The 6398-nt window shown below is 72.1% G+C and carries 6 protein-coding genes; 3 read left to right on the top strand and 3 right to left on the bottom strand.

The features are described from left to right. The first annotated feature begins 126 nt into the window (after window positions 1-126). Both ACWEGE_RS44780 and ACWEGE_RS44775 read left to right on the top strand, forming a co-directional pair. Complete coding sequence (locus tag ACWEGE_RS44780) at window positions 127-855, top strand: HAD family hydrolase (RefSeq protein ID WP_449666607.1); 729 nt, start codon at window positions 127-129, stop codon at window positions 853-855. Continuing rightward, complete coding sequence (locus ACWEGE_RS44775) at window positions 855-3260, top strand: glycoside hydrolase family 65 protein (RefSeq protein WP_449666606.1); 2406 nt, start codon at window positions 855-857, stop codon at window positions 3258-3260. Before ACWEGE_RS44780 ends, ACWEGE_RS44775 begins: the two co-directional genes overlap by 1 nt. Here the strand turns inward: ACWEGE_RS44775 and ACWEGE_RS44770 are convergent. Further along, window positions 3241-3423, bottom strand: coding sequence for a hypothetical protein (locus tag ACWEGE_RS44770; protein WP_449666605.1), 183 nt, complete (start codon window positions 3421-3423; stop codon window positions 3241-3243). The genes ACWEGE_RS44775 and ACWEGE_RS44770 overlap by 20 nt on opposite strands. Window positions 3424-3465: 42 nt before the next feature. Then, window positions 3466-4404: a Ppx/GppA phosphatase family protein gene (locus ACWEGE_RS44765; RefSeq protein WP_449666604.1), complete on the bottom strand. Its 939-nt coding sequence runs from the start codon at window positions 4402-4404 to the stop codon at window positions 3466-3468. 256 nt (window positions 4405-4660) lie between these two features. Here ACWEGE_RS44765 and ACWEGE_RS44760 point away from each other — a divergent pair, with 256 nt between their 5' ends. Then, entirely contained in the window at window positions 4661-5245 is a 585-nt protein-coding gene (locus ACWEGE_RS44760; protein WP_449666603.1) for a class F sortase, read from the top strand. Between the two features lie 104 nt (window positions 5246-5349). On the opposite strand, the gene ACWEGE_RS44755 is transcribed toward ACWEGE_RS44760, so the two are convergent. Continuing rightward, window positions 5350-6390, bottom strand: a complete 1041-nt coding sequence (locus ACWEGE_RS44755; protein WP_449666602.1) for an LLM class F420-dependent oxidoreductase — start codon at window positions 6388-6390, stop codon at window positions 5350-5352. Between the last annotated feature and the right edge of the window lie 8 nt (window positions 6391-6398).

The raw sequence follows: 6398 nt of genomic DNA, 5'->3' as shown, positions 1-6398 counted from the left end.
GGCTCCGCCACCCGGACCCCCGAACAACCCGCTGAAACAACCGGGGCTCCGCCCCGGGCCGGGGGCTCCGCCACCCGGACCCCCGAACAACCCGCGGGCGGGACCGAAGACCGGTAGCGTGCGGGCATGACGGGATTGCCCGAGACCATCACCGCCTGCCTGTTCGACCTCGACGGAGTACTGACCGGCACGGCGGTCCTCCACCGCGAGGCCTGGAAGCGGACATTCGACGAATTCCTCCGCGCCCGCGACGGCGCCGGGTTCGCGGAGTTCACCGACCACGACTACGCGGCCTTTGTGGACGGCCGCCCCCGCGCCGACGGCGTCCGGGAGTTCCTGCGGTCACGGGGGATCACGCTGCCCGAGGGCGAACCGGACGACCCGGTGGACGCCCCGACCGTCAACGGCGTGGGCAACCGCAAGAACGAGCTGGTCCTCAAGATCATCGACGAGCGCGGCGTCAACCCGTACCCGGGCTCGGTGCGCTACCTCGAAGCGGCCAAGGCCGCCGGGCTGCGGATCGCCGTCGTGACGTCGTCGGCCAACGGCGCCAAGGTGCTCGACGGCGCTGGCCTGAGCAAGTACGTCGAGGCGCGCATCGACGGCATCGTGATCCGCGAACAGCACCTGAAGGGCAAGCCGGCGCCGGATTCGTTCCTGGCCGGCGCGGCGGCGCTCGGCGTCGAACCCGCGCACGCGGCCGTCTTCGAGGACGCCCAGTCCGGCGTGCAGGCCGGCAAGGCGGGCGGCTTCGGGTACGTCGTGGGCGTGAACCGCGCCGACCAGGCGGACGCGCTGCGGGCCCACGGGGCCGACATCGTCGTCGACGACCTCGCCGACCTGCTGGAGGATTGATGATCGAAGAAGAACCCCGCGGCTACGAATGCTCGCCGTGGGCCCTGCGGTGGCGCGGCATGGACGTCGACGCCCTGCAGCGCACCGAATCGGCGTTCGCGGTGTCCAACGGCCACATCGGCCTGCGCGGCACCCTCGAGGAGGCCGAACCGCGCGGGCTGCCCGGCACGTACCTCAACGGCTTCTACGAGCAGCACGAACTCCCCTACGCCGAGGCCGGCTACGGCTACCCGGAAGAGGGCCAGACCGTCGTCAACGTGACCGACGGCAAGATCATCCGGCTGCTCGTCGAGGACGAGCCGCTCGACATGCGCTACGGCGCGGCCACCGCGCACGACCGGGTGCTCGACTTCCGCAAGGGCACCCTGTGCCGGACCACCGAGTGGTCGTCGCCGACCGGGCGGCGGGTCCGCGTGCGCACCGAACGGCTCGTGTCGTTCACCCAGCGCGCGATCGCCGCGATCCGGTACGAGGTCGAGCCGCTCGACGAGGACCTGCAGCTGGTCGTCCAGTCCGACCTGCTCGCCAACGAGCCGATCGAGTCCGACACCAGCGACCCGCGGGTGGCCGCCGCACTGGAGTCGCCGCTGGTCGGCGAGTTCCACCGCGCGTCGGACTACAACGCCGTGCTGGTGCACCAGACCCGCCGGTCGGGGCTGCGGATGGCCGCGGCGATGGACCACAAGATCGAGGTGGACGACGGGATCCGGGCCCGCATCCACGCCGAGGAGGACCTCGCGCGGCTGACCGTCGCGGTCGACGTGCCGAAGGGCGGGCGGCTGCGGATCACCAAGTTCCTCGCCTACGGCTGGTCCGCACAGCGCTCGGTGCCGGCGCTGCGCTCGCAGGTCGAAGCCGCGCTGGCCGGCGCCCGCCAGACCGGCTGGAAGGGCCTGCTCACCGAGCAGCGCGAATTCCTCGACGACTACTGGCGGACGTCGGACATCGAGATCGAGGGCGACCCCGAGCTGCAGCAAGCCGTCCGGTTCGCCCTCTTCCACATCCTCCAGGCCGGAGCCCGCGGCGAGAGCCGCGCGATCGCCGGCAAGGGGCTGACCGGACCCGGCTACGACGGGCACGCCTTCTGGGACACCGAATCCTTCGTCCTGCCGGTGCTCACCTACACGATCCCGGACGCCGCGCGCGACGCGCTGCGCTGGCGGCACTCCACAATGGACAAAGCGCGGGAACGCGCGCACCAGCTGGGGTTGCGCGGCGCGGCGTTCCCGTGGCGGTCGATCAACGGCGCCGAGTGCTCGGCGTACTGGCCGGCGGGCACGGCGGCGTTCCACGTCAGCGCGGACATCGCCGACGCCGTCCTGCGCTACCTCAACGCGACCGGGGACGAGGAGTTCGAACGCGACTACGGCACCGAGCTGCTGCTGGAAACCGCGCGGCTGTGGGCTTCGCTGGGCCACCACGACCGGCACGGCACGTTCCGCATCGACGGCGTCACCGGGCCGGACGAGTACTCGGCGGTGGCCGACAACAACGTCTACACGAACCTGATGGCGCGGCGGAACCTGCAGGCGGCGGCGGAGTCGTGCGAACGGCACCCGGACGTGGCGGCCCGCTTCGGCGTCGACACCGTCGAGCTGGACTCCTGGCGCGCGGCCGCGGCGGCGATGTTCCTGCCCTACGACGCGGAACTCGGCGTGCACCCGCAGTCGGAGGGGTTCCTCGACCACGACGAATGGGACTACGAGGACACCGACCAGGCGCACTACCCGCTGCTGCTGCACTACCCGTACTTCGACCTCTACCGCAAGCAGGTGGTGAAGCAGGCGGACCTGGTGCTGGCGCTGCACCTGTGCGGCGATTCGTTCAGCCAGGAGGAGAAGGCCCGCAACTTCGCCTACTACGAGGCGCGGACCGTGCGCGATTCTTCGCTGTCGGCGGGGACGCAGGCGGTCATCGCGGCCGAGGTGGGGCACCTGGAGCTGGCCTACGACTACCTCGCCGAAGCCGCGCTGACCGACCTGCACGACGTCCACAACAACGTGCGCAACGGCCTGCACATGGCCTCGCTGGCCGGGGCGTGGCAGGGCGCCGTGGCCGGGTTCGGCGGCCTGCGCGACCACGGCGGGACGCTCGCCTTCGCGCCGCGGCTGCCGCCGCAGCTGGGGCGGATCACCTTCCGCCTGATGTTCCGCGGCACCCGGTTCCAGGTCGAGATCGACCCCGACCAGGCGACGTACCACGTGGTGGCCGGCGAGCCCCTCGAGGTGCTGCACCACGGCGAGCGCATCACCGTCACGGCCGAGCCGCAGCGGTACGCCATCCCGAAGATCGACGCGGGCCCGACCCCGAAGCAGCCCCCGGGCCGCGCACCGATGCGGCGCGACTCGGAAGCGGTGCGTCAGTACGCCGAGCCGAGCAACCCGATCACCGAGGAAGGTCGCTAGCGGCGTCCCGCCCGGGTGGGGCCGGGACCTCCTCGGTCCCGCCCGGGCTCACGTCCGGGTCCGGGGCGGTCGGCACGTCGTGCGTCAGCCCGCTGGGGGTCGGGAGCTTCGGGAGCTCTTCGTCTTCGTCGTCACGGCTGTGGAGGCGCTGCTGCTCGCTCATGCCTTCCGGAATACCCGGTTTTCCCGGGAACGGCCAGCCCGATCAGGCCGCGCGCTTCCCCGCCGCCCGCGCCTTGTCCTGCAGGGTGAGCAGCAGGCCGTCGCGGGTCGACCAGGGGCAGATCGTCACCTTGCCGCCCGCGACCGTCAGCAGCGCTTCCGCGACGATCGCGCCGGCCAGGGCCTGGTGGGCGCGGCTGCGGGAGATGCCGGGCAGCTCGGCCCGCCTCGACGGCGGCAGCGCGGCGAGCCGCGGGATCCACGCACGCAGGTCGTCGAGCCGCAGTTCCTTGCACTTCCCGGGGCGCGCACCGGCCAGCCGCGCGAGCTGCTGCAGCACCTTCGAGCAGCCGACGACCCGCGGATCGTCGACGTCGGCACCGGACAGGGTGGCGCTCACGACGTCGAGCGCGTGCGTTCGCAGCGCCTTGACCTGCTTGTTCGACACGCGCTCTGTCGGCAGCCAGTCCCGTGTCATCGAGCGGGCCCCGAGCGGCAGCGAACGCGCGAAAGTCGCCTTCGCACCGGACCCGGCGGCCAGCTCGACCGTCCCGCCGCCGATGTCGAGCACGAGCATCGGCCCCGGTTCGGCGCCGTACCAGCGGCGCGCGGCCAGGTAGGTCAGCTCGGCTTCGCGGCGACCGGAGAGGAACCGCAGCTCGACCCCGGTCTCGCCGGCCACGTGCCGGACGACGTCCGCCGCGTTGGCCGCGTCCCGGATCGAGGAGGTCGCGAGCGGGTAGACGTTGCTGACGCCGTGGCGGTACGCCGTGGTCATGCCCGCCGCGACGGCGGCGGTGACGGCGTCGATGCCGCGGTCGGAGAGGCGGCCACGGACGTCGAGCTCGCGGTCCAGGCGCAGCCGCGTCTGGTGGTTGACCAGCGGTTCGCGGGGTGAGCCGTCCACCGGCACCACCACGAGCCGGGCGCTGAACGACCCCACGTCCAGCACGCCCACCGCGGGCTTTTCTCTTTTTCGCACAGCTCGGCGCACCTGCCTTCCGCCTGGTGAATATCCCCAGTTCGACGCTTCGAAACCAGCAATGATGTCCGATGTCACGTCGCGCTGCCGGGAATTTCCCCGAATGGGGCCCTCCGGACGTGAGTTCCTGACGCGAAGGTCACAGTGAGATAACCCGATCGAGTGAACCACGGTACCTTCGGACACGATTCGGTAACGCCAGCGCCGGTACGGCGATTAATCGGACATCGGAACCGGCGTGGAGCAGGGGAAAGAGATGCAACGGCCCGAGCGGAGAACCGAGCTCGTGCGGCCGGCCGTCGTCGTGCTCGCGGTCGTGGCCGGCCTCGGCTGCGTCCTGCTCGCCATGACTTCGGTGCTCGCCCCGGCCCCCGCGGCCGCCCCGGCGGCGGACCGGCCGTCCGGCGCCCCACCGGTGGCGTTGCTGATCCCGGCGCTGGACCTGAAGTTCGACCACGTGGTCGCGCTCGGCCACGTCGGCGGCCGCCGCGAACAGCCGGGGACGCCTCTCGGCGTGGGCTGGTTCGCCGACGGTCCGGTGCCGGGAGCCCCCGGGGTGGCGGTGGTGTCCGCGCACGCGGGTTTCGGGTACACGGCGGGGGCGTTCGCCCGGTTGGGCCGCCTCACGCCGGGAGCGACGATCACGGTCCGCGACGCGAGGGGCCAGGAGTCCCGGTTCACGGTCCGGCGGACGGCGGTGTTCGCGGCGGGCGAGCCGGACAGCACCCTGCTGGCACCGGAGGGCGAGGGGCCCCAGCTGCGCTTGATCACGAGCGACGGGATGTACGACGACGCGAGCCTCGGCGGCCCGCGGGTCGCGGTCTACGCGACACCGGCTTAGCGAGCGCGCGGGCGGTCACCGGGCCGGCAGGCTGCGGGTGCCCGCTCCCCCGCGCGGAAGCCACCTCGAGGACGTTCCCCGAGGTGACCCCGCGCAGGCCCTGCTCAGCCGATCAGTTCGCGCAGCTGGGAGACCGCCGCCACGCGCGCCTCGCGGCCGGGCTGCAGCGGGTTGACCACCAGCGTTGTCGCGCCCGCCTCGGCGAAGGCCGCCACGCGCTCCTTCACGTAGCCCGCCGGGCCGACCAGGGAAATCGCCCGCAGCAGCTCCAGCGGGACCGCCGCGGCCGCCTCCTCCTTCTTGCCGTCCAGGTACAGGTCCTGGATCAGCTTCGCCTCGGCCTCGTAGCCGTAGCGGCAGGCCAGGTCGTTGTAGAAGTTCTTGCCCCGCGCGCCCATGCCGCCGATGTACAGGGCCAGCACCGGCCGGACGTGGTCGAGCAAGGGCTCCACGTCGTCGCCGATGGCCAGGGCCACCGTCACGAACGTGTCCAGCTCGCCCAGCGCCGCGTCGCGCTTGGCCTTGCCCTCGGCCAGGGACGCGCCCCAGACGTCGGCGGCCTTCTCCGGGTGGAAGAAGATCGGCTGCCAGCCTTCGGCGATCTCGGCCGTCAGCGCGACGTTCTTCGGGCCGATCGAGGCCAGCAGCACCGGGATCCGCTCCCGCACCGGGTGGTTGATCAGCTTGAGCGGCTTGCCGAGCCCGGTGCCCTGCTCCGGCGGCAGCGGGATCGTGTAGTGCTTGCCCTCGTGCACGACGCGCTCGCGCCGCCACACCTGGCGGCAGACGTCGACGATCTCGCGCGTGCGGCCCAGCGGCGCGTCGTACTTCACGCCGTGGAAGCCCTCGATGACCTGCGGGCCGGACGCCCCGAGCCCGAGGATGAACCGCCCGTCGGAGACGAAGTCGAGGCCGGCCGCGGTCATCGCGGTCAGCGTCGGCGTGCGGGTGTAGATCTGGAAGATGCCGGACGCCAGCTGGACGCGCTCGGTCTTCGCGGCCAGGTAGCCGAGCTGGCTGACCGCGTCGAACGAGTACGCCTCCGGCACGAAGACGACGTCGAGACCGGCTTTTTCCAGTTCGACGACGTCGGCGACGCTTTCGGCGAAGCCTCCGGAGTAGCTGATCCCGGTCCCGATCTTCATGGGCGTCC

This window comes from Amycolatopsis sp. NPDC004747, from assembly GCF_053601335.1.
This window is presented reverse-complemented; position numbering and strand designations above follow the sequence as displayed.

Coding starts and splice junctions, on each gene's coding strand:
- ACWEGE_RS44775 (WP_449666606.1), top strand. CDS start 855: ATGATCGAAGAAGAACCCCGCGGCTACGAATGCTCGCCGTGGGCCCTG.
- ACWEGE_RS44770 (WP_449666605.1), bottom strand. CDS start 3,423: ATGAGCGAGCAGCAGCGCCTCCACAGCCGTGACGACGAAGACGAAGAG.
- ACWEGE_RS44760 (WP_449666603.1), top strand. CDS start 4,661: ATGCAACGGCCCGAGCGGAGAACCGAGCTCGTGCGGCCGGCCGTCGTC.
- ACWEGE_RS44755 (WP_449666602.1), bottom strand. CDS start 6,390: ATGAAGATCGGGACCGGGATCAGCTACTCCGGAGGCTTCGCCGAAAGC.
- ACWEGE_RS44780 (WP_449666607.1), top strand. CDS start 127: ATGACGGGATTGCCCGAGACCATCACCGCCTGCCTGTTCGACCTCGAC.